Genomic DNA, 21,053 nt, shown 5'->3' on the forward strand with positions numbered 1-21,053 from the left:
AGATATGGTTAGTTTCGGTTAAGTACTTTATATTCTTCATAGCAGCTGGAGATAGCGTCCAAAATTTGAAGGTCGTTGGCTGTTTTGATAAAGGATTTGGAATAGTTGCAGTTATTGAGGATGTCCTCGATATCCACTTTTTCAAGTTGCAGCAATTCAGTAAGGGTCTCCCTGTCAAATTTTGATGCCAAAAGGTCTCTGATATTGTCATCTTCCTTGATTTGTCGCAACTTACGCATTTGCCTAGGTTTTTTTCCGAAGAGATTCCGTAAGAGGTCGGCAGGGTTTAGAATTGCTCCCAGTACCTTGGTCACTGCACTTGGGCTTTTATTTCCGGCCTCATAACTGGTATTAAGGCCGGATATACTGTATTGATAAGCATTGTTTATAGGAAGGTTTTTCACATCAATCTCCAAATACCCTGTAAGCTGATAAGGCCTTACGACCACTTCTTCCAAGGCATATGCCAGCTCTGTGAGGGCAATCTCGGTGTTTCCAAACCTTAACATATCGTTGGTTACTCTTACTTTTTGAGTTTTAAAACCCAAGTAAGAGAGATAAAGGGTATCATTCACGGCAGCAGGAATGGAAAACTTACCATTCTGGTTTGTAATGGTACCTTTAACTTGGTTTAAATTCACTACATGCACACTTTCCAAAGGAAATTCTGTTTGGGCATTGATTACCGTTGCGGTAAAATCTTTTACCTCTTGGTTCTCATCGTCTTCTTCTTGGGAAAAACCAAGTAGTGGGATTAGGGTCAGTAGTATAAGTAGTAATCTTCTCATGCAATCTTTGTAGCTATAAAAGTACTAAACAAAGAAAAATAAATAGGAGAGGCTTACCATTTAATATAGAATTAACTAATAAAAGCCTTGCTTTTTCTTACCTCCTTTTTTCCCGTAACCTCCTTTTTTTCCACCACCTTTATAGGATTTATTTCCTCCGCGGTATCCACCACCTTTTTTACCTCGACGTTTTTTACCTCCTCTTCCGCCGCCACTGCCACCAGGGTTCTTGGAAACTTCAACATTTATAAAACGACCATCTACCTTAAACTCGGTAAAGGTTTGAAGAATGAATTCGGTCAGTTGCGCATCGGAATTAAAAAATGAGAAGGTGTCCTTAGTGTCTACATTGTAGATATCCTCCTTTTCCAATTTAAGCGTATCTCGAAGGAAATCTTTTAGTGACATCCAATCGTAACCGTCGCGTTCTCCTACATTAATAAAGTAGCGGACAGAACCTTCTGATGGAATATCTCCTTTGGAAGTTCCTCTCTCTTTACCTGAATCTTGGCTGTTGAGGTCTTTGGATTTACTGTAGTAGTTATAAAACTGGGTAAACTCTACGGAAACAATCTTTTTGATAAGTTCGTCACGGTCAATACCTTCCAAAACATCGTTAATAGCGGGTAGGTAACTGTCAATCTCTTTATTGATTTTGGTTTCCTTGATCTTATTGGCCAAATGATACAACTGAATCTCGCAGATTTCAATACCATCTGGAATCTGTTTGGATAAGAAATCCTGCTGAATCTTTTTTTCGATGGCTTTAATTTTCCTAAGCTCAGAGCGAGTGATGATAACCATGGAAATACCAGATTTACCTGCACGTCCGGTACGGCCACTTCGGTGAGTGTACGTTTCAATCTCATCGGGCAATTGGTAGTTGATTACGTGTGTAATATCGTCCACATCAATACCGCGGGCGGCAACGTCGGTAGCCACCAACATTTGCACCTGTTTTTTTCTGAACGAGTTCATCACCAAATCCCTTTGGTTCTGGCTTAAATCACCGTGCAAAGCACCAGCGTTATAGCCATCCTCAATCAATTTTTCTGCAACACGTTGGGTATCCCTTTTGGTTCTACAGAACACGACGGAAAAAATTCCTGGGTTGGCATCTGCCAAACGCTTAAGTGCAGCGTACCGGTCGCGCCCACCTACTACATAATACTCATGCTGTACAGTAGAGGCGCCTGCATTTTTAGATCCAACAGTAATCTCAACGGGATTGTGCATGAATTTTTTTGCAATCGTAGCCACTTCCTTGGGCATGGTTGCGGAAAAAAGCCATGTCAACTTTTCTTTGGGTGTGTTGGATAAAATGTCTTTAATGTCTTCAAAGAAGCCCATGTTCAACATTTCATCGGCTTCATCCAAAACACAATAATCAATTTTGGAAATATCGACCATTCTTCGGCCGATCATATCCTTCATACGACCTGGAGTAGCAACAACAATTTGCGCCCCTCTTTTTATTTGTCGTGCTTGTTCCGTAATGCTGGCACCACCATAAATGGCGACAACATTAAGTCCTTTTACGTATTTGGAATAGAGTTTTAACTCATTTGTAATCTGCAAACATAGCTCTCTTGTAGGGGAGAGGATCAATCCTTGGGTGGTTCTGCTTTCCTCTTGGATTTTTTGAATCATAGGAAATCCAAACGCAGCAGTTTTACCTGTTCCTGTTTGTGCCAAGGCCACCAAATCGGTTTCCTTTTCCAATAAAATTGGGATTGATTTTTCTTGTACTTCTGATGGGGATTCAAATCCGAGGTCGGAAATAGCATCCAATAGGGGTTTGTCCAACCCCAAGGCTTCAAATTTTGTCATAGCGGTGTAATACCTTAAATCGCAAATATGTTTGTGTTGTATAGAGCGATTCTTGTATAACCCATTTAAGCCCATCACAACACCTTGCCCATACCGGCGGCGTTAATAAAGCGGCAAAGGTACGTTAATTTTATTCCGTGGGAGTCAAGACCCCTTGTTTTTTAAGAATTCCACCAATTTTTGAATGGCTCTACCTCTATGGCTAATGGCATTTTTGGTCTCGGAGGGCAGTTCACCAAAGGTTTTGTTGTATCCGTCGGGTTTAAAAATAGGATCGTAACCAAAACCACCGGCACCATGTTCATTTTTGGTAATGACACCTTCTACAATGCCTTCAAAGGTGTAATTGTTGCCCTGCAGATTCAAATGGACTGCTGTTTTAAAGTGGGCATTCCGGTTTGATATCCCCTTCAGTTCCAATAACAGTTTTGTCATGTTGTCCTTAGCGTTCTTATTTCCTCCCGCGTATCTGGCAGAATACACTCCAGGTTGTCCATCCAAAGCATCTACAAGTAAACCCGTATCGTCCGAAAAACAATCCAAACCATAGGTTTGAGTTACGTAATCCGCTTTTGTTTTGGCGTTTTCTTCTAGAGTGGCTCCGGTCTCGGGAATTTCATCAAAACACTCAATATCTTTTAATGATAAGATTTCAAAACCTTCAGGCAGTAACTGCTGAACTTCTTTGAGCTTATGGTCGTTATGGGTGGCAAAAACTAGTTTCAAATCAAAAAGGGTTCTATTTTGAGATTCAAAAGTAGTAATTTCGGACTTTAACCGATTTGTATGAAAATGAAAGTGCCGCCAGCATTGGTAATGCTTGTTTTTGGAGGATTAATGTATGTTTTGGATATGTTTTTACCTTTTGGCGATTTTGAGTTTTTTGGTAAACAGGAACTGGCAATGTTTCTTTTTGGATTAGGAATTTTGGTGATTTTGATATCGGTAATCCAATTTTTTATGACAAGAACTACGGTGGACCCTTTGAATCCCAAGAAAACATCCAATTTAGTAACCAATGGCGTCTATAAATTCACCCGCAACCCTATGTATTTAGGGATGCTTCTTTTTTTGCTGGCCTTTGGTCTTAAGCTTGGTAATGCATTCAACACACTCGTAGCAGCTGGTTTTGTATCGTACTTGAATCGATTTCAGATTAAACCTGAAGAAGAGGCGCTCAAAGAAATGTTCGGTAAGGAATATAGTATCTATTGTAAGTTGACAAGACGGTGGTTTTAAAAATCCGAGGTTGAAAAATGTACCTTTTTGGGTGCCATTTGAAACAAATCGTAATGGATTTTTGATTTATCCGCAAAAGTGTAAGGTTTTTGACAAGTTCCGATTCTAAGGATAGAATTAATGTTTAATTTTATGCCTTAATTTTTTTTGAAGCGACTCATGGTAGAAACAGGACGCAAATATGTGTTCGATTTTGATAGCACGCTCACAAGAGTGGAGGCTTTGGACGTTTTGGCAGAAATGACCCTGCAAAACAATCCGAAAAGGGACGAGATTGTGTCGGAAATCCAAAAAATCACCAATTTGGGGATTGATGGGGATATTTCTTTCACCGAATCCTTGGAACGAAGAATCCGTTTGTTGAGTGCCAACAAAAATGATTTAGAAGATTTGGTAGTGGAACTGCGTCAAAAGATTTCTAAATCAATTGCGGCCAATAAAGATTTTTTTCATGAATTCTCGGAACATATCTATGTGATTTCCTGCGGTTTCAAGGAATTTATCGATCCCATTGTTGAGGAATACAATATTCCGTCCGAGCGTGTTTACGCCAATACCTTCAAGTTTGATGATGAGGGCAATATCATTGGCTTTGACGAAACCAATGTGTTGGCTGCACATAACGGAAAAATAGAATGTTTAAAAAACTTGGATTTGGAAGGCGAAGTTCAAGTTATTGGCGATGGCTACAGCGATTATGTAATGCGCGAGGCAGGTATTGCCCATAAATTTTTTGCCTATACTGAAAATGTGCACCGTGAAAAGGCAGCAGATAATGCCGACCACGTGACACCTAACCTAGATGAATTTTTATTTGTGAACGATTTGCCAAGAAACTTATCATACCCAAAGAACAGAATCAAGATCCTTTTACTGGAAAATGTACACCCAGCAGCTTTTGAAAATCTATCCGAAGAAGGTTTTTCGGTGGAGTTGATCAAAACCAGCCTTTCGGAAGAGGAACTTGTAGAGCGTATTAAAGGAGTGCACGTTTTGGGAATTAGGTCCAAGACACAAGTGACCCAAAAAGTGTTGGATGCCGCTGATAAATTATTGGTAGTAGGTGCGTTCTGTATCGGTACTACCCAGATAGACCTCGATTACAGTAAAAAGAAAGGTGTAGTGGTATTCAATGCACCTTATAGCAACACGCGTTCAGTGGTGGAGCTTGCCATTGGGCAAACCATTATGTTAATGCGTAGCATTTTTCCACGCAGCACGGAGATTCACAACGGTGAATGGAACAAAACAGCCATTGGATCACAAGAAGTACGCGGTAAAAACTTAGGTATCGTAGGTTACGGGAACATTGGTAAACAAATGTCCGTTTTGGCCGAAGCCATGGGCATGAAGGTATATTATTATGATGTAAACGACCAATTGGCCCTAGGTAATGCGGTAAAATGTGATACTTTGGAGGATTTACTTAATGTTTCTGACGTTGTAACTCTTCACGTGGATGATAATAAAGCCAACAAAAATTTTATTGGGGAACGCGAGATCAACCAAATGAAAGATGGCGCAAAACTCATCAACCTATCCAGAGGGTTTGTGGTTGATATAAATGCATTGGCCAACGCCCTTGAAAGTGGAAAACTAGGTGGTGCAGCCATAGATGTATATCCTTCCGAACCAAGAAGCAATGGTGAATTTGAAACACCATTACAAGGATTGTCCAATGTGATTCTTACCCCTCATATTGGAGGTAGTACAGAGGAAGCGCAACGAGACATCGCCGATTTCGTCCCTAATAAGATTATGGATTACATCAATTCAGGAAATACAGTAGATGCCGTGAACTTTCCGAATATTAGATTGCCTAAGCAGAACAAAGCGCATCGATTCTTGCATATTCACCGAAATGTTCCAGGTATTATGGCTAAAATTAATGAAGTGTTGGCGCAATACGGACTTAACATTTCAGGACAATTCCTCTCTACAGATAGCGAAGTAGGTTATGTAATCACTGATTTGGATAAGGAATATAACAAGGATGTGATCAAGGCCCTCAAGAAAATTGAGAATACCATCAAGTTTAGGGTCCTTTATTAATCATTGATGATGATAGGGTTCGTTCCTGAGAATGGTGAACCCTCTATATATCTGTTCCACAATAAATAGTCGCACCATTTGGTGGGAAAATGTCATTTTGGATAAACTTATCCTTCCAGAGCTTTTAGCATACACAGCATCACTAAAACCATAGGGACCGCCAATGACAAGAACAAGGTTTTTGATGCCACTGTTCATCTTTTTTTGAAGGAACTGGGCAAAATCCGTCGAAGTATATTGTTTTCCCTTTTCATCAAGTAAAACAAGGGTGTCCGTGGGTTGCAGTTGCGCCAAGATAAGTTCACCCTCTTTCTCCTTTTGTTGGGCTTCGGAAAGATTTTTTCTATTTTTTATGTCGGGAATGACGACCATTTGAAACTTGATATAATGCTTCAGCCGTTTCTCGTATATGGAGATAAGTTCTTCAAGTTCAGACTTGTCGGTTTTTCCAATGGCAATCAAAGTAATCTGCATGCCCAAAAATAAATGATTCTGTTTAAATTAAGCATGCCTATCACTTCGACATGGAACAATGTTTTTACTATTTTCGTTAAAAGCCCAACTGGATGATTTCCGAAGAACAATTTCAAAATGAACTGGATTTGATTATTGCCAACGCAGTTAGAGAGGATGTTGGTGATGGAGACCACAGTTCCTTGGCATGCATTCCTTCATCTGCACAAGGAAAAGCAAAACTTCTTGTAAAAGGCGAAGGCACGCTTGCCGGAGTCGATTTTGCAAAAAAGGTGTTCAACTATGTCGACCCCAATTTGGAGATAGAAATATTAATAGAAGATGGCGTCGCTGTTAAATATGGCGACATCGCTTTTTACGTTGAAGGAAGCTCCCAAAGTATTTTAAAGGCAGAGCGCTTGGTGCTCAATGCTATGCAACGGATGAGTGCCATTGCCACTAAAACACAAAATTTTGTTACCATTTTGGAAGGTACAAGCACTAAAATATTGGATACCAGAAAGACCACCCCTGGAATTAGGGCTCTTGAAAAATGGGCCGTAAAAATTGGAGGCGGAGAAAACCATAGGTTTGCTTTATATGATATGATTATGTTAAAAGACAATCATATCGATTTTGCTGGCGGAATCACCAAAGCCATCCGGAAAACACAGGATTACCTTAAAGAAAAGGGAAAGAACCTTAAGATTATTGTTGAAGCCAGGGACTTGGATGAGGTTGACGAAATATTGAAATCCGAAGGTGTGTACCGCATCCTTTTGGATAATTTTGATTATGATGATACCCGCGAAGCAGTCAAAAGAATAGGAGATAAGTGCCTTACCGAATCTTCTGGTGGAATTACAGAGGATACCATAAGAAAATATGCCGAATGCGGTGTGGATTATATTTCATCGGGAGCATTGACGCACTCTGTTTATAATATGGACCTAAGTTTAAAAGCCGTTTAAATGTCTGCAGCCATAGAAGAGCAGTTAGAGAAAATACCCGTGATCAATTGGATAGTCCGGTTATTGAAAAAGATAAAGCTAAAAGCTTTTGAGGGGCTCTCTTTTTATGATTTGATTGAAATGTATTTGGTTGGAATTGTTAAGGGCACGCTATCTTCTAGGGCCAGTTCCATTGCCTTCAGTATTTTTTTGGCGTTGTTTCCCCTCCTCATTTTTCTGATCACTATGATTCCTTTTATTATTCCATATGTAAGTGTGGGCAACGAGAATTTCGATGCGCAATTTTTGGATTTTTTGGAATCCTTCCTTCCTTCGGCAACGAGTGATTATTTTGGAGAAATCTATCAGCAGATCAAAGATCAAAAACAAGGAGGTTTATTGTCTTCTGCATTTATCTTGTCCATCTTTTTGATGGCCAATGGTGTTAACGCCATTTTTGGTGGATTTGAAAACTCCTATCACGTGGAGTTGACGCGTAATTTTTTCCGTCAATACGCCTATGCCCTCATGGTTGGATTGATTCTTTCCGTTTTATTGATTGTTGGTGCTGTTGCCTTTGTTTATTTTGAATTTTACATTGTGGAATACACTAGCGAATATTTGGGAAAAACGCTGGGCTATGATGTAGAAAAAGGTGACACCATTGGAATACAGGTAGCTAAAGTTTTGTTTTTCCTTTGTCTTTCTTATTTCACAACGGCCATACTTTACTATTTTGGAACAGCGGAAGGGAGACAGGTTCGGTTTTTTTCTGCAGGAGCACTAATGACAACCCTTTTGTTTTTATTGACCTCTTATCTTTTTGGAATTTATGTTGAGAAATTTGCTCGTTACAACGAACTTTACGGAGCTTTGGGAGGATTATTGATTTTAATGGTGTTTATATGGCTAAATTCTAATATATTATTGTTAGGTTTTGAATTGAACGCCACACTTAATTCATTAAAAAAAAGACATGAAAAGCAGCAAAATTCGCAATAAATGGATATATATGATATGTTTTCTGCTTTGTCAGGTAACATGGTCGCAATCCGTTTTCGGGAAGTGGAAAACAATTGATGACCGGAATGGTATTACTAAGGCCATCATCGAAATTTACAAGGAAGATGGATTAATGCACGCTAAGGTCGTGAAGATTTTGGAAAAAGGAAAAAAAGGCGCTTTGTGCACCAAATGTGAAGGAGATAAAAAGGATAAGCCCATTGTTGGAATGAAAATCATGGAAAATTTTGAGAAGAACAAAAAGGGTATTTATAAGGGGGACAAGCTGTTCGACCCGGAGCAAGCAATGACTTTTAAAGGTAGGGTATGGCTGGATGAAGACAATAAAAACCGGTTGAAAGTGCGGGGCTATTTGGCATTTTTATACAGGACCCAAACATGGCATAGGGTACTAGAGAATTGATCTATGGATTATTTTTTGGATGTTGTTCTTCCCATTCCTTTGGAAAAACTCTTCACCTATAAAATCTCGGAAGCAGAGGCTGATTTTATTAAGGAAGGTATGCGCGTAGCCGTGCCTTTTGGCAAATCCAAGATATATACGGCATTGGCCTACCGTATCCATCAAAATGCACCTGAAGCCTACGAACCCAAAGAAATTTATCAAATTCTGGACGAACACCCTGTAGTGACTCAGGTGCAATTAAAACATTGGGCGTGGGTAGCCAAATATTACATGTGTACCTTGGGGGAGGTTATCAGAAGTGCGTTACCCAGCGCATTTATGCTAGAAAGCGAAACACTCATTTTACCCAATAAAAATGCTGAGGTGGATGAAAAAGAACTCACCGATGATGAGTTTTTGGTTTTTGAGGCACTTCAACATCAAACCGCATTAAAAATATCGGAGGTCAGTGATATTGTGGACAAAAAAAATGTGTTGAAGTTGATAAACACCTTGGTTCACAAAGGCGTGGTGCTTCAAAAAGAAGAATTATACGAGCAATACAAGCCTAAATTGGTCCGCTATGTAAAACTCTCCGAGCAATATGAAGATGAAGAACAGCTGGCAGAATTGTTGAATGAGCTTACACGAGCGCCCAAGCAAAGTCAAGTAGTGCTGTCCTTATTTCAGTTGAAAGCCAAAAGCACTAAACCTATACCCATTGCAGAATTGGAAAAGGAGAGTGGTAGTTCCCGAGCAGTGATCAAGGCACTCATCGACAAAAATATTCTGGAGGAATATCATATTCGGAAAGATAGAGTGCAGTTTGATGAGCGCTCGGATGAATCTAAACACATTACCCTGAATGAATATCAGGAAAAAGCATTGGAGGATATCAATCATGGTTTTGATGAGGGAAAACCTGTGCTGCTGCATGGGGTTACTTCTTCTGGGAAAACGGAAGTTTATGTAAAATTGATTCAAAGATGTCTTGATGAAGGCAAACAAGCGTTATATCTGCTCCCGGAAATTGCCCTAACCTCCCAATTGATCAATCGCTTGCGACGTTATTTTGGGCATCAAGTTTCCGTGTACCATTCAAAATACAGCATCCATGAGCGCGTAGAGGTTTGGAACAATGTGCTGAAGAATACAGAAAAAGCAAAAATTGTGATTGGTGCCCGTTCCGCTCTATTTCTCCCATTCACTAATTTGGGGTTGGTGGTGGTGGATGAGGAGCACGAAAGCTCCTTTAAACAATTCGACCCAGCTCCCAGGTATCATGCCAGGGATGCTGCGGTGGTCTTGGCAGCGCTTCACAAAGCAAAGATAGTTTTGGGGTCTGCTACCCCAAGCATTGAAAGTATGTATAACGCCAGAACAAAAAAGTATGGCTACGCGGCTATTGTAAACCGGTTTGGTGATGTGTTGATGCCAGAAATTAATTTAGTGGACATAAAAGAGGCTACCCGTAAACGCCGGATGAAAGGGCATTTTTCGGAAATACTTATTAAGGCCATTACCGAAGCGCTGGAGGAAGGAGAACAGATAATTCTGTTTCAAAATAGAAGGGGTTTTGCTCCTGTAGTGGAGTGCACTACCTGCGGGCACGTGGCCCAATGCCCCAATTGCGATGTGAGTTTGACCTATCATCAGCATAGAAATCAATTGCGTTGCCATTATTGTGGTTATCATATGGCGTTGCAACAGGCTTGTTTGGCCTGTGGCAGTCATACTTTGGATAATAAAGGTTTTGGAACGGAACAGATTCAGCAAGAGTTGGAGCAATTGTTTCCAGATGTTTCTGTTGGTCGGATGGATTTGGATACTACGCGAGGAAAATATGCGTACGAGAAAATCATATCATCGTTTGAAAATCAGGAGATGGATATTTTAGTGGGAACCCAAATGGTGACCAAGGGGCTCGATTTTAGAAACGTGAGCTTGGTGGGTATCATGAATGCCGATTCCATGCTTAATTTTCCCGATTTCCGTGCCCATGAACGTAGTTTTCAAATGTTGACCCAAGTTGCGGGTAGGGCAGGGCGTACCCAAAAAAGAGGCAAGGTACTCATTCAGACGTATAATCCGTACCATCAAATTTTACAGCAAGTCACTACGAATAATTACGATAAAATGTTCGAGGAGCAGTTCTATGAAAGGGAACAGTTTAAATACCCACCTTTGGTGAGGCTTATCAAAATAACCTTAAAGGATAAGGATTTCAATAAATTGAACGAAGCTTCGGAATGGTTGGCAAGTTCATTGCGAAATGTGTTGGCCGCGCAAATTCTTGGTCCTGAATACCCGCCAGTGGCAAGAATTCGAAGGGACTATCTAAAAAATATAATGATTAAGATCCCAAGGAAACAAGCCTTGGCACAAACAAAAAATAGCATTAAAAGAATTGAAAAATCTTTTAATGCTATTTCCAAGTATAAAAGTGTACGACTGGTCTACAATGTGGACCACATATAACTATACATTGGCCAGCGCTTCCGCTAGTTCTGTCTTTTTGTTTCTACTTAATGGAATCTGTCTTCCCCCTACTTCAACATTTTTACTGTTGAATTTTTCAATCTTCTCCAGATTCACAATATAAGATTTATGGATACGTAGAAATTTTTCGGCGGGCAATTGCTTTTCGAAAGATTTCATGGTGGAAAGAATTACAATATTGGCTTCATCTGTCACCAATTTAATGTAATCTCCCAATGCCTCTATCCATTTAATGTCGTTTAGGATAACCTTACGCTTTTTAAGGTTACTCTTTACAAAGATGTGTTCTTCATCTTCATCAACCCTGTTCATTTGCTCGTATTTAGCAACAGCTCTTTTTACAGAAGCTTCAAAACGTGCCAAAGTGATGGGTTTATGAAGGTAATCGGTTACGTCGTAGTCAAATGCTTTAAGTGCATAATCAGGTTTTCCCGTAATCAAAATAACCTGTGGTGGGTTCTCTAGGGCCTCTAAAAGGTCAAAACCACTTATAATCGGCATTTCGACATCTAAAAAGATAAGGTCGATTTCGTGGTTTTTCAGGCCATTTTTGGCTTCAATCGCATTGCTGTACTCAGCAACCAAAGCTAAGTGCGGATGATTGTTGACCAACTTTGCAACGGCCATGCGCTGCATCGAAGAATCGTCTACAATTATACTTTTTAATTTCATAGAATGGGGTGATTTGTAGGGTTTTAAATCATCGGCAAATTACATAAAAAAGACGTTTGGGAGCAACAAAAGATGTAAACATGGTCTATTTTGTTGTGTAAATTGCCATATGTGTTATTTAGGTTTATTGGGTTCGGCGTTGTTGATAACTCTTGTACTTAAACGAAGTTTTTTTAGTTTTCTTGCAGGGTCTAAGAAATATTGTTAATTTTGCGCTCCTTTAAAAATATATTATAATGAACCATTACGAAACTGTTTTCATTTTGAATCCCGTTCTGTCTGAAACACAGATAGAGGAAACAGTCAAGAAATTTGAAGATTTCTTGATTAAGAATGGTGCCAAAATGGTCTCCAAAGAAGATTGGGGACTCAAAAAATTGGCCTATCCCATTCAGCACAAGAAAAGTGGATTTTACCACTTGTTCGAATTCCAGGCTCCAGGTGAGGCCATTGGCCCGTACGAGTTGGAATTTAGAAGAGATGAGCGCATTATGCGTTTTTTGACCGTTAAATTGGACAAGCATGCAATTGCTTGGGCGGAAAAAAGAAGAGATAAACTAAAAGCAAAGGCATAAGGGCATGGCATCTATTGAACAACAAGCAAAATCGAAAAAAGACGGGGAAATCAGATATTTGACCCCGCTTAATATTGAGACCAGCAAGCAAAAGAAGTATTGTAGGTTCAAAAAATCTGGAATCAAGTACATTGATTACAAAGACCCGGATTTTTTGATGAAGTTGGTGAACGAGCAAGGTAAATTGCTTCCAAGAAGACTTACAGGTACTTCCTTGAAATACCAAAGAAAAGTGGCGCAGGCCGTAAAACGTGCCCGTCACCTAGCGTTAATGCCGTATGTAGGCGATATGTTGAAATAAAAAACACCAGAGAATGGAACTTATTCTAAAAGAAGATGTACAGGATTTGGGATTTAAGGATGATATCGTTTCCGTAAAAAACGGTTACGGCAGAAACTTCCTTATCCCACAAGGTTTGGCCGATTTGGCTACTCCTTCTGCCAAAAAAGTTTTGGCGGAGAACCTTAAGCAAAGAGCTCACAAGGAGAAAAAGGTTATTGATGAGGCTACTAAGATTGCCGATGCGTTAAAGCAGTTGGAAATCCGCATTGCCGCTAAAGTTGGTGCAGGTGACAAATTGTTTGGATCCGTTACCAATATCGACCTTGCTAGTGCTTTGGACAAAGAAGGTCACCAAATCGATAGAAAATTCATCAACATTAAAGGTGGAGCTATCAAAAGAGTTGGTCCTTACGAAGCAGTAATCAGATTACACAGGGAAGTTATTGTTGAATTCCCATTTGAAGTAGTTGCAGAAGCAAAATAAACTTCAAACTATATAATATAAAAAAGCCCGAGCAATTTGCACGGGCTTTTTTGTTTTCAATATAAAATTGATTTTTCTATTGTGGCTGTTCTGCCAGCATAGTCCTTAAACGACCTTGAAGCTCTGTATCGCTTTGCAAAGCCATCGCTATAGTTTGGTAACGTTCTATGCTCATACCTTCGTTACTGATAATCTCTTCAATTTTTTCAGTAAAACCAGCTTGCATTTGTTGAATTTCGTTCATTACTTTTCCGAAGCGTTCTTTTTCCTCGTCGCTGGCGTTAGCAGTTTTTTCCGGAGATGCGGAGGCTTGATATAATTCGTTGAACCTATTGGCGTCAAAGCCACTTTCCTCAACTTTTTTTATAACTTGTTGCTGTGCTTCCATGTTTACTTTTTGTATGCCTTGGAACGCGGAGGCAATTTTATTTAGTTCTGCATCGGTGACCTCTACTTGCTCTTGTGCGTTAACTTGCGAGAGAGAACTAGCACCAATGGCCGCAATGCAAACCACTAAAGTTTTAAATGATCTTAAAAATCTCATTCTGTACGTGTTTTATTAATAATGTTAGTTTCCGAAACTACAATAAATAAAAAGGCTTGCCAAAAAAACGTAGGGACTCTGTGTGTTAATCTAAGCTTAAATAAACAGGGATAAATTCTGGGTTTTGAGACTTTTATTGACTCCAAAGTATAGTTGTTCTCCAAAGCCTTTTATATTTTTGCAGCATGAAGTACAGACGATTGACCAAGGAGCAATTGGAAGAGCTCCACCCGGAATTTATCAACTTTTTGGCAACCCAATCCATCACGGCTGAGGAGTGGGATACTTTAAAAAAAGAGAAGCCCGAAGTTGCTGAGGAAGAGATAGATGTATTTAGTGATTTGATATGGGAAGGCGTATTGAACAAAGTGGAGTATTTGGAGAACATCTCCGAACGCCACATGCATTTGTTTCATCTGACGGATAAAGAGATGAAGCTCCTTTCCGTTAAGATTATGAATCCGGAAATAGACTTAAGGACTGAGGTCGGTTTTGGTTGGTTTAAACGTAATTTTCAATCCGATTTCGTGGAATATCTTACCGCCTCCAAGGCTTATGGTGAGGATAAGAACGTAGATAAGTTTGAAATCATCAAGCAAGGCGGCGTAATCACCAAAGGGGAACTATATCGATGGTTTGAGCAGATTGTGGAACACTGATTCGAGATAGAAAAATTAGGAACCAAGACATAAGACCATCTGTCATTCTGAAGGAGCGAAGCGATTGAAGAATCCCTATACCCTTTACCCTTTTTCTTTCATCAAATAAACACTGACCAAAAACGTATATTTGCACGAGAATTTAACACTACATGGCAAAGAAACCATCCATACCTAAAGGAACCCGTGATTTTTCACCTGCAGAGGTGGCCAAGCGCAACTATATCATCCAAACCATAAAAAAGCATTTCGAAACCTATGGTTTTCAGCCGATAGAAACCCCATCTTTCGAAAATTCAGAAACTTTGATGGGAAAATATGGTGATGAGGGGGACCGTTTGATTTTCAAAATTTTGAATTCGGGTGATTTTATTTCCAAAGTGGACGATGTAACCTATAGTTCCAAGGATTCAGCTTCTTTGACGCCAAAGATTTCAGAAAAAGCCCTTCGCTACGATCTTACCGTACCTTTTGCGAGATATGTGGTAATGCACCAGAACGAGATTGATTTCCCATTCAAACGATATCAAATTCAGCCTGTGTGGCGTGCCGACCGTCCACAAAAAGGACGTTTCCGTGAGTTTTACCAATGTGATGCCGATGTAGTCGGTGCCAATTCGCTGCTTCAAGAAGTAGAATTTGTACAGTTGTACGATGCTGTTTTTACCGATTTGGGACTGAAAGGAGCAATCATCAAAATCAACAATCGTAAAATACTTTCTGGAATTGCCGAAGTCATCGGTGCTAAGGATTTGTTAGTAGATTTTACCGTGGCCTTAGATAAGTTGGACAAGATAGGCGAGGAGAAGGTGAAAACCGAAATGATGGAAAAAGGCATCTCTGAGGACGCCATCGCCAAAGCACAACCTTTATTTGATATGAGGGGGACCGCTTCGGAACAATTGGAAAAACTGAAAACCATCCTCGCAGATTCCGAAGTTGGAATGTTGGGTATTTCAGAATTGGAAGAGATTATTTCAACCGTGGATATGGTTGGTTTGCAATCGGCAAGCTTGCAGTTGGATGTAACCCTTGCCCGTGGCCTCAACTATTATACAGGTGCTATTTTTGAAGTAGCCGCACCAGAAGGCGTGAAAATGGGTTCCATTGGTGGTGGAGGCCGTTATGATGACCTTACCGGTATTTTTGGACTCAAAGATGTGAGCGGAGTGGGTATTTCTTTCGGGTTGGACCGTATCTACTTGGTTTTGGAAGAATTGAACCTTTTTCCTGATAGCTTGGATTCTTCGTTGGACGTACTTTGCCTCAATTTTGGAAAGAAAGAGGGAATGGCGGCCTTAAAATTGGTTTTTGGGTTACGTAAACATGGCCTCAGAGCCGATTTATACCCTACAGACACCAAAGTACAAAAGCAGTTCAAATATGCTGATAAAAGGGGAGTGCCTTATGTGATTCTTTTGGGAGAACAAGAGTTGACCAATGATAAGTTTGTGGCCAAGAATATGAAAACGGGCGACCAAAAGGATTACCCATTGGATTCACTTGAAGAATTTGCGGAAAAAGTTAAGTCCGACTTTTAATCGCTTTAATGATGGTTTTGTAATACGTAGGTCCATGCGGTACATATTTGCCCATGCTAGCCAAGCCCCATGTTTCTTCAGCAAATTTGAAAAGGGGCACCAAGGCTAAATCTTCAACTTCACTTTCTTGTATGGTAAGTTGATTCAAGGGTACACTTAGTTGACACAGATAAATGTGATGCAGCTCCGCGTCTATAAAATCTTCCGAAATTTTATGAACAGCTTTAAAAGTCCCTAAAGATTCCAAATCGATTTCCGATATGGTAAGGCCAATTTCTTCTTCAACTTCTCTACTGGCAGCAGTAACTATTTTTTCCCCTGCAGCAACATGTCCAGCAACCGAAACATCCCAAAGTAGGGGGTGAGTAGCTTTGTTTTTGCCACGCTGCTGAATCAATACTCGACCCTCTGGGGTATAGAACCAAATATGAACGGTTGGATGCAGCAAACCTTTGCGGTGCGCTTCCGATTTTAAACAGGATTCCCCTGTAGGTTCGCCATTCTTATCCAATATGTCAACTTGCTCATCCATATTACATAAAGATAAAAAAAAGTCACCCCGAAGATGTTTCAGGATGACATAATTTTAATATCTGAAAAGGAGGAATCTAACTCAGTTAATCAAAATAACTGAAAGTTTCTCCCTCTTTTATGTTCAACAATGTTTCGTAAATCAAACGGATAACGTTTTCCACATCATCTTTGTGAACTGTTTCTACCGTTGTGTGCATATAACGCAAAGGCAACGAAATCAAAGCAGATGCAACTCCACCATTACTGTAAGCGAAAGCATCGGTATCCGTACCTGTGTATCGAGAAGATGCATTACGCTGGAACGGAATCTTTTTGGATTCTGCGGTTTCCAAAATACGCTCACGTAATTTGTTTTGTACCGCTGGTGCGTAAGAAATCACAGGACCGTCACCGATTTTGGTTTCTCCCTCTGTCTTTTTATTGATCATTGGGGTAGTAGTATCGTGACAAACATCCGTTACAATCGCAACATTGGGTTTAATAGTCTGAGTAATCATTTCAGCACCGCGTAGTCCAATCTCTTCTTGGACCGAATTGGTGAGATACAATCCAAAAGGAAGTTCTTTCTTGTTCTCTTTGAGCAAACGAGCTACTTCGGCAATCATAAAACCACCCATACGGTTATCCAAAGCTCTACAGACAAACTTGTCTTTATTCAAAATTTGGAATTGGTCAGGGTAAGTGATCACGCAACCTACGTGCACGCCCATTTTTTCCACTTCCTTCTTGTCCTTGGCACCTATGTCGATAAAGATGTTGTCCAATTTTGGTGGTTCTTCCTTGGCTTTGTCCCTAGTGTGGATAGCAGGCCATCCAAATACACCTTTTACAATACCTTTTTTGGTATGGATGTTCACCCATTTTGATGGTGCAATTTGGTGATCGCTTCCTCCGTTTCGGATAACGTAAAGCAAACCTTCATCCGTGATATAATTAACGTACCAAGAAATTTCATCGGAATGCCCTTCGATAACAACCTTGTATTTTGCTTTTGGATTGACAACCCCTACGGCAGTACCATAGGTGTCCGTAATAAATTCGTCTACATGAGGTTTCACATAGTCCATCCAAATTTTTTGCCCTTCCCACTCGTAACCTGTCGGAGATGGGTTGTTCAAGTATTTCTCTAGAAATTCAAGGGATTTTTTGTTGATGATTTTCTCTTTTGACATGAATTTAATTTAGTACACAAACATAAGAATATTCACTTTTATTTAATAACCAAATCATACCTTTATGCTTACTTTTGGCAAGACTATTGAGAAAGAAATGTTATGCTACGTAACTGTTTTCTTGTTGTTTTACTGGCAATTAACGCCTTAGGGTCTGCTCAGGAACCAAAAAATGATTCCATTGTAAGCCACCATAGGGACTCTATTGGCAACAGTTCCATTGAGGATTATTATGTTCGGTTTGAAGGGGACTCCATTTTGATGAGTTCCATTGAACTGGACGAAGTATTTCTTTTTGGGAAATTGGAGTTCGCGAACCGTAACGATAAATTACGTTATTACATTCTCCGACGAAAAACCTTGAAGGTTTACCCTTATGCCAAGTTAGCTGCAGAACGATTGGTGGAACTGAATGATAGTCTTCAACATATTAAAAAGCGAAGGCACCAAAGGCGCTATACCAGAAAGGTGCAAAAATATATTGAAGGTGAATTCTCCGAAGAATTGAAAAAACTCACCCGTACCGAGGGACAGATTTTGGTCAAATTGATACACCGACAAACTGGTACTACGGCATTTTATTTAGTAAAGAACCTGCGCAGTGGATGGCGTGCGTTTTGGTACAACACTACCGCAAGTTTGTTTAAAATAAGTTTAAAGGAAGAGTTTCTTCCTGAAGAAGTACATGAAGATTACTTGATTGAGGATATTTTGCAACGTGCTTTTGCTGCCAGTAGGTTGGAGCGACAAAAATCGGTCTTGGATTATGATTACGCCCAACTTTCCAACAAATGGAAAAGCAATCCTTCTCAGCCTAAAGATTAATCTTTATTTTTCTTTCCAAAAACAGCTTCCATTACAATACTTACCGATCTAAACCCTAAATAGACGGCTAAAATAGCACTGATAATACCTAAAATCAATACGGGCCAGTAAAAGGGGTGTCCCTCATTTTTGAAGGCTTCGTAGATCAAAAATGGTCCCATAAACATGGCAAGCACGGTAAATCCAAAAGATTTTATTCCTTTTGCCAGAAGTTCCTTGTTAGTTCGCCTCATAAGACCAAAGTAGGAATATTAGCTTATATTTAGGGGATATTGCACTAAAAATTAACCATGGAAATACTAGTTCTTGGGGTCGTCGTCCTCTTCATTATTATTGCTACTGTAAAATTTAAGATGCATCCCATTTTCTCACTAACAATTGCCGCTGTAGCTTCTGGATTTTTATTGGGAATAACGCCTCAGGATATTATGTCCACCATGGCTGAAGGCTTTGGAAAAACATTATCCGGTATTGGATTGGTAATTGCTTTCGGAACCGTTATCGGTATTTATCTCGAAAAGACGGGAAGCACCCAGGTATTGGCCAATAGTATTTTAAAAGTAATTGGCCTAAAACGCTCTCCACTAGCAATGAATTTAGCTGGATTTGTAATTTCCATTCCGGTTTATTGTGACTCGGGATACATTATACTTTCATCACTAAACAAGGCCATTAGTAAAAAAACAGGTATCCCGACATTGGTTTTTGCCATTGCATTGGCCACAGGGTTGTATTCGGCCCATGTATTTGTACCACCGACTCCTGGACCTTTGGCCGCCGCGGCTATTTTGGACGCTGATCTAGGATTGGTATTGATTTTGGGACTTTTGGTTGCTATTCCCGTTTCTATTTCGGGTTATTTTTGGGCACGGTTTATTGGCAAATCCCTTAAAGAGGATGAAACAGCTGATGTACGGGAAGAAAAAGAAGTGGTTAAATCCACGGTAAAACCTTACCAGGCTTTTTTGCCGTTGCTTGTGCCCATTGTACTGATAGCAATAAATTCTGTTGTTAATTACCCCACACATCCGTTTGGAGAAGGTTGGTTGTTCAGCATATTGGATTTTTTGGGAAGCCCTGTAATTGCACTTTTGATCGGTGTTTTCTTTGCTTTTGCCTTGGGTAGAAAGGTTCCTGCTAAAGAAAAAGAAGGATGGGTACCTGAAGCATTTAGACAGGCTGGCTCTATTGTTTTGATTACCGGTGCTGGGGGAGCATTCGGGGCTATTTTAAGGACCATGGATATTGCTTCCATCATCAACTTGGAATCCAGTACAGGTATTGGAGGACTTTTGATTGCTTTTGTAATTTCGACAGTGCTTAAAACGGCTCAAGGTTCTTCAACAGTAGCTATTATTACCACTTCGGCTATTATTGCACCGTTATTAGAAACTTTTGGTTTGATTTCCATAACCGATAAAGCATTGGCAGTTCTTGCTATTGGAGCTGGGGCCATGACAGTTTCCCATATTAATGATAGTTACTTTTGGGTGGTTTCTCAATTTTCGAACATGAATGTTAAAACTGCCTTGAGGGGGCACACTTTGGGTACCTTGATACAAGGAACGGTAGGAATCTTGATGGTTTTATTACTCTATGCAATTGTCTAGTAATTAACTATTCAATAGTAATGGTCCGGCTGTATTCTTGAACCATGGCAAAATAGCCTAAAGCGTAATCATTGGGGCGTTCTACATTGTCAAATATGTCGATGTTGTCCAAACCCGTGATGTCAAAAACATTACCTCGCACTGTGGCGACTGGAGTTTGGAAGACTCCATTGTTGTTTTCCGTCTGTTCTAGAACCAAATCCATGTAATTGTAGAATTCCTCGGTCGCTCCCAAAATACTCACTGTCACATCTTGGCCCGCACTTAACTTTTGATCATAGAAATAGGAGAATTCAAATTGTTGACCTTGGAAGAATTCATCCTCCACTGTTTGAAATTCACTGTTCATAAAATCAAATACGTAGAAATTATCTTGATCTGGATTATCGGTAAAGGTGACAATAATCTCAGTTTCTTCATCATCAAAAAGTGTATCATCACCTTGTTCCAAATTATCTATGGGAACAGCAGGGACATATTCGGTTTGGGCATAGTACCTGTTCTCTTTTTGGGTTATTTGCAAGATAAAGACAACCCCTGGTTCTACATTAGCAGTGTATATATTATCCTGTTCTAGATTTGGGACATATACTCCGGTACCAGCATCCTTTTCAACAAGGTATGAAAAGGATAGGTCTTCAAAAAGACCACCGCCCGTTGGTCTTCCGTAGTAAATCAATACACTTTCGGCTTGTGTCGGTTGGTTTTCTTCAAAAAAGTTACTGGATTCTTTTAGTTTAATTTTTACGTCCACCAGTTCCTGGCTTTTGTCAACGCGTACGAGTCCGTCCACAACTAGTCTTGTTTCCGCCTCTGGTAAATCAATATCGAATACATCCTCACAGGAAAAAAATAGTAAAGTCCCGAATAATATGGTAATTCCCTTCTTCATTGTTCTAGTTAGAATATACGGCCTTCCCTGAGAAAATTATATT

At 39.9% G+C, this 21,053-nt stretch carries 23 protein-coding genes; 13 read left to right on the forward strand and 10 right to left on the reverse strand.

Features of this window, described 5'->3' with window-relative positions; all coding sequences use genetic code 11:
- Positions 1–8: 8 nt before the first annotated feature.
- The 3 genes from D2V08_RS10655 to D2V08_RS10665 form a co-directional block, all read right to left on the reverse strand.
- On the reverse strand, positions 9–788 hold the full coding sequence (locus D2V08_RS10655; protein WP_119608146.1) for a carboxypeptidase-like regulatory domain-containing protein: 780 nt from the start codon (positions 786–788) through the stop codon (positions 9–11).
- Between the two features lie 75 nt (positions 789–863).
- The gene (locus D2V08_RS10660; protein ID WP_119608147.1) at positions 864–2,618 is read right to left on the reverse strand and encodes a DEAD/DEAH box helicase; all 1,755 of its coding nucleotides are present in this window, start codon (positions 2,616–2,618) and stop codon (positions 864–866) included.
- 144 nt (positions 2,619–2,762) lie between these two features.
- On the reverse strand, positions 2,763–3,344 hold the full coding sequence (locus D2V08_RS10665) for a non-canonical purine NTP diphosphatase (protein WP_119608148.1): 582 nt from the start codon (positions 3,342–3,344) through the stop codon (positions 2,763–2,765).
- A gap of 60 nt (positions 3,345–3,404) precedes the next feature.
- Here D2V08_RS10665 and D2V08_RS10670 point away from each other — a divergent pair, with 60 nt between their 5' ends.
- Together D2V08_RS10670 and serA are read left to right on the forward strand one after the other, a co-directional pair.
- On the forward strand, positions 3,405–3,857 hold the full coding sequence (locus D2V08_RS10670) for a methyltransferase family protein (protein WP_119608149.1): 453 nt from the start codon (positions 3,405–3,407) through the stop codon (positions 3,855–3,857).
- A gap of 159 nt (positions 3,858–4,016) precedes the next feature.
- Positions 4,017–5,909, forward strand: coding sequence for a phosphoglycerate dehydrogenase (serA, locus tag D2V08_RS10675; protein ID WP_119608150.1), 1,893 nt, complete (start codon positions 4,017–4,019; stop codon positions 5,907–5,909).
- Here serA and rlmH read toward each other — a convergent pair whose 3' ends face one another.
- Positions 5,910–6,383, reverse strand: a complete 474-nt coding sequence (gene rlmH / locus D2V08_RS10680) for a 23S rRNA (pseudouridine(1915)-N(3))-methyltransferase RlmH (protein ID WP_119608151.1) — start codon at positions 6,381–6,383, stop codon at positions 5,910–5,912.
- Between the two features lie 92 nt (positions 6,384–6,475).
- Between rlmH and nadC the strand changes: the two genes are divergently transcribed.
- The 4 genes from nadC to priA are packed head-to-tail and all read left to right on the forward strand — an operon-like array spanning position 6,476 to position 11,198.
- Entirely contained in the window at positions 6,476–7,333 is an 858-nt protein-coding gene (gene nadC / locus D2V08_RS10685) for a carboxylating nicotinate-nucleotide diphosphorylase (protein WP_119608152.1), read from the forward strand.
- A complete protein-coding gene (locus D2V08_RS10690) occupies positions 7,334–8,314 on the forward strand; it encodes a YihY/virulence factor BrkB family protein (RefSeq protein WP_119608153.1) in 981 nt (326 codons plus the stop codon).
- Positions 8,289–8,738, forward strand: a complete 450-nt coding sequence (locus D2V08_RS10695) for a DUF2147 domain-containing protein (protein ID WP_119608154.1) — start codon at positions 8,289–8,291, stop codon at positions 8,736–8,738. Before D2V08_RS10690 ends, D2V08_RS10695 begins: the two co-directional genes overlap by 26 nt.
- A gap of 3 nt (positions 8,739–8,741) precedes the next feature.
- Complete coding sequence (gene priA, locus D2V08_RS10700; RefSeq protein ID WP_119608155.1) at positions 8,742–11,198, forward strand: replication restart helicase PriA; 2,457 nt, start codon at positions 8,742–8,744, stop codon at positions 11,196–11,198.
- Here the strand turns inward: priA and D2V08_RS10705 are convergent, their stop codons facing one another.
- Positions 11,199–11,891 (reverse strand): LytR/AlgR family response regulator transcription factor, encoded by a 693-nt coding sequence (locus tag D2V08_RS10705; RefSeq protein ID WP_100818563.1) that lies wholly within the window; start codon positions 11,889–11,891, stop codon positions 11,199–11,201. It lies immediately after the preceding gene.
- 236 nt (positions 11,892–12,127) lie between these two features.
- On the opposite strand from D2V08_RS10705, the gene rpsF reads away from it, so the two are divergent.
- The 3 genes from rpsF to rplI are packed head-to-tail and all read left to right on the forward strand — an operon-like array spanning position 12,128 to position 13,233.
- On the forward strand, positions 12,128–12,466 hold the full coding sequence (gene rpsF / locus D2V08_RS10710; RefSeq protein WP_119608156.1) for a 30S ribosomal protein S6: 339 nt from the start codon (positions 12,128–12,130) through the stop codon (positions 12,464–12,466).
- Positions 12,467–12,470: 4 nt separating this feature from the next.
- Positions 12,471–12,767 carry a 30S ribosomal protein S18 gene (gene rpsR / locus D2V08_RS10715; RefSeq protein ID WP_014031368.1) on the forward strand — a complete coding sequence of 99 codons (297 nt, stop codon included), beginning with the start codon at positions 12,471–12,473 and terminating at the stop codon, positions 12,765–12,767.
- Between the two features lie 13 nt (positions 12,768–12,780).
- Entirely contained in the window at positions 12,781–13,233 is a 453-nt protein-coding gene (rplI, locus tag D2V08_RS10720; protein ID WP_119608157.1) for a 50S ribosomal protein L9, read from the forward strand.
- Positions 13,234–13,309: 76 nt separating this feature from the next.
- On the opposite strand, the gene D2V08_RS10725 is transcribed toward rplI, so the two are convergent.
- Complete coding sequence (locus tag D2V08_RS10725) at positions 13,310–13,777, reverse strand: DUF4168 domain-containing protein (RefSeq protein ID WP_119608158.1); 468 nt, start codon at positions 13,775–13,777, stop codon at positions 13,310–13,312.
- Positions 13,778–13,962: 185 nt separating this feature from the next.
- Between D2V08_RS10725 and D2V08_RS10730 the strand changes: the two genes are divergently transcribed.
- Positions 13,963–14,436: a DUF6495 family protein gene (locus D2V08_RS10730; protein ID WP_119608159.1), complete on the forward strand. Its 474-nt coding sequence runs from the start codon at positions 13,963–13,965 to the stop codon at positions 14,434–14,436.
- Between the two features lie 152 nt (positions 14,437–14,588).
- Positions 14,589–15,977: a histidine--tRNA ligase gene (hisS, locus tag D2V08_RS10735; RefSeq protein ID WP_119608160.1), complete on the forward strand. Its 1,389-nt coding sequence runs from the start codon at positions 14,589–14,591 to the stop codon at positions 15,975–15,977.
- Here the strand turns inward: hisS and D2V08_RS10740 are convergent.
- Positions 15,961–16,509, reverse strand: coding sequence for an NUDIX hydrolase (locus D2V08_RS10740; RefSeq protein ID WP_119608161.1), 549 nt, complete (start codon positions 16,507–16,509; stop codon positions 15,961–15,963). The genes hisS and D2V08_RS10740 overlap by 17 nt on opposite strands.
- A gap of 85 nt (positions 16,510–16,594) precedes the next feature.
- Positions 16,595–17,683 (reverse strand): M42 family metallopeptidase, encoded by a 1,089-nt coding sequence (locus D2V08_RS10745; RefSeq protein ID WP_119608162.1) that lies wholly within the window; start codon positions 17,681–17,683, stop codon positions 16,595–16,597.
- Positions 17,684–17,785: 102 nt separating this feature from the next.
- Between D2V08_RS10745 and D2V08_RS10750 the strand changes: the two genes are divergently transcribed.
- Positions 17,786–18,508, forward strand: coding sequence for a DUF4294 domain-containing protein (locus tag D2V08_RS10750; protein ID WP_119608163.1), 723 nt, complete (start codon positions 17,786–17,788; stop codon positions 18,506–18,508).
- Here D2V08_RS10750 and D2V08_RS10755 read toward each other — a convergent pair.
- Positions 18,505–18,741, reverse strand: coding sequence for a DUF6095 family protein (locus tag D2V08_RS10755; protein ID WP_119608164.1), 237 nt, complete (start codon positions 18,739–18,741; stop codon positions 18,505–18,507). The two genes, D2V08_RS10750 and D2V08_RS10755, sit on opposite strands and share 4 nt — an antisense overlap.
- A gap of 57 nt (positions 18,742–18,798) precedes the next feature.
- On the opposite strand from D2V08_RS10755, the gene D2V08_RS10760 reads away from it, so the two are divergent.
- Positions 18,799–20,118, forward strand: a complete 1,320-nt coding sequence (locus D2V08_RS10760) for a GntP family permease (RefSeq protein ID WP_119608165.1) — start codon at positions 18,799–18,801, stop codon at positions 20,116–20,118.
- Between the two features lie 7 nt (positions 20,119–20,125).
- Here the strand turns inward: D2V08_RS10760 and D2V08_RS10765 are convergent, their stop codons facing one another.
- Positions 20,126–21,010, reverse strand: coding sequence for a DUF4249 family protein (locus D2V08_RS10765; protein WP_119608166.1), 885 nt, complete (start codon positions 21,008–21,010; stop codon positions 20,126–20,128).
- Positions 21,011–21,053: the final 43 nt, after the last annotated feature.

The organism is Flagellimonas lutimaris (assembly GCF_003581615.1).
GTDB lineage: Bacteria > Bacteroidota > Bacteroidia > Flavobacteriales > Flavobacteriaceae > Flagellimonas > Flagellimonas lutimaris.

What these genes read in the sequence shown, in the direction of transcription:
- D2V08_RS10725 (WP_119608158.1), bottom strand. Translation starts at nt 13,777, where the DNA reads ATGAGATTTTTAAGATCATTTAAAACTTTAGTGGTTTGCATTGCGGCC.
- priA (WP_119608155.1), top strand. Translation starts at nt 8,742, where the DNA reads ATGGATTATTTTTTGGATGTTGTTCTTCCCATTCCTTTGGAAAAACTC.
- rpsF (WP_119608156.1), top strand. Translation starts at nt 12,128, where the DNA reads ATGAACCATTACGAAACTGTTTTCATTTTGAATCCCGTTCTGTCTGAA.
- hisS (WP_119608160.1), top strand. Translation starts at nt 14,589, where the DNA reads ATGGCAAAGAAACCATCCATACCTAAAGGAACCCGTGATTTTTCACCT.
- D2V08_RS10750 (WP_119608163.1), top strand. Translation starts at nt 17,786, where the DNA reads ATGCTACGTAACTGTTTTCTTGTTGTTTTACTGGCAATTAACGCCTTA.
- nadC (WP_119608152.1), top strand. Translation starts at nt 6,476, where the DNA reads ATGATTTCCGAAGAACAATTTCAAAATGAACTGGATTTGATTATTGCC.
- serA (WP_119608150.1), top strand. Translation starts at nt 4,017, where the DNA reads ATGGTAGAAACAGGACGCAAATATGTGTTCGATTTTGATAGCACGCTC.
- D2V08_RS10755 (WP_119608164.1), bottom strand. Translation starts at nt 18,741, where the DNA reads ATGAGGCGAACTAACAAGGAACTTCTGGCAAAAGGAATAAAATCTTTT.
- D2V08_RS10740 (WP_119608161.1), bottom strand. Translation starts at nt 16,509, where the DNA reads ATGGATGAGCAAGTTGACATATTGGATAAGAATGGCGAACCTACAGGG.
- D2V08_RS10730 (WP_119608159.1), top strand. Translation starts at nt 13,963, where the DNA reads ATGAAGTACAGACGATTGACCAAGGAGCAATTGGAAGAGCTCCACCCG.
- rlmH (WP_119608151.1), bottom strand. Translation starts at nt 6,383, where the DNA reads ATGCAGATTACTTTGATTGCCATTGGAAAAACCGACAAGTCTGAACTT.
- rplI (WP_119608157.1), top strand. Translation starts at nt 12,781, where the DNA reads ATGGAACTTATTCTAAAAGAAGATGTACAGGATTTGGGATTTAAGGAT.
- D2V08_RS10765 (WP_119608166.1), bottom strand. Translation starts at nt 21,010, where the DNA reads ATGAAGAAGGGAATTACCATATTATTCGGGACTTTACTATTTTTTTCC.
- D2V08_RS10705 (WP_100818563.1), bottom strand. Translation starts at nt 11,891, where the DNA reads ATGAAATTAAAAAGTATAATTGTAGACGATTCTTCGATGCAGCGCATG.
- rpsR (WP_014031368.1), top strand. Translation starts at nt 12,471, where the DNA reads ATGGCATCTATTGAACAACAAGCAAAATCGAAAAAAGACGGGGAAATC.
- D2V08_RS10655 (WP_119608146.1), bottom strand. Translation starts at nt 788, where the DNA reads ATGAGAAGATTACTACTTATACTACTGACCCTAATCCCACTACTTGGT.
- D2V08_RS10690 (WP_119608153.1), top strand. Translation starts at nt 7,334, where the DNA reads ATGTCTGCAGCCATAGAAGAGCAGTTAGAGAAAATACCCGTGATCAAT.
- D2V08_RS10745 (WP_119608162.1), bottom strand. Translation starts at nt 17,683, where the DNA reads ATGTCAAAAGAGAAAATCATCAACAAAAAATCCCTTGAATTTCTAGAG.
- D2V08_RS10760 (WP_119608165.1), top strand. Translation starts at nt 18,799, where the DNA reads ATGGAAATACTAGTTCTTGGGGTCGTCGTCCTCTTCATTATTATTGCT.
- D2V08_RS10670 (WP_119608149.1), top strand. Translation starts at nt 3,405, where the DNA reads ATGAAAATGAAAGTGCCGCCAGCATTGGTAATGCTTGTTTTTGGAGGA.
- D2V08_RS10695 (WP_119608154.1), top strand. Translation starts at nt 8,289, where the DNA reads ATGAAAAGCAGCAAAATTCGCAATAAATGGATATATATGATATGTTTT.
- D2V08_RS10660 (WP_119608147.1), bottom strand. Translation starts at nt 2,618, where the DNA reads ATGACAAAATTTGAAGCCTTGGGGTTGGACAAACCCCTATTGGATGCT.